The sequence below is a fragment of the Blautia glucerasea genome (genome assembly GCF_020537505.1).
GTDB lineage: Bacteria > Bacillota > Clostridia > Lachnospirales > Lachnospiraceae > Blautia_A.
The window spans coordinates 1-323 of sequence record NZ_JAJBMO010000128.1; the positions used below are offsets into that span (position 1 = coordinate 1).

At 57.0% G+C, this 323-nt stretch carries 1 protein-coding gene; it reads left to right on the forward strand.

Features of this window, described 5'->3' with window-relative positions; all coding sequences use genetic code 11:
• A partial coding sequence (locus LIQ05_RS19570; RefSeq protein WP_226822948.1) for a methionine adenosyltransferase domain-containing protein occupies positions 1-323 on the forward strand: 323 nt, incomplete at both ends.

Below are 323 nucleotides of genomic sequence, written 5' to 3' on the forward strand. Positions count from 1 at the left end.
CTTCGGAAGCTGGAGCATGAGATCCGGGAGAAAGTGTTACGCCCGGCACTCCGTATGCTGCCACCGGATGAGGATACCAAGATCCTGATTAACCCATCGGGCAGATTTGTGTGCGGAGGTCTGGATGCAGACACCGGACTGACCGGAAGGAAACTAATGGTGGATACCTACGGCAGCCTGGTACCGCATGGCGGCGGTGCATTCTCCGGGAAGGATTGTTCCAAAGTTGACCGTTCCGGGGCATACATGGCCCGTTACATCGCCAAAAACATGGTAGCTGCCGGACTTGCCAGCCGATGCCAGGTGTCCCTTGCCTATGCCAT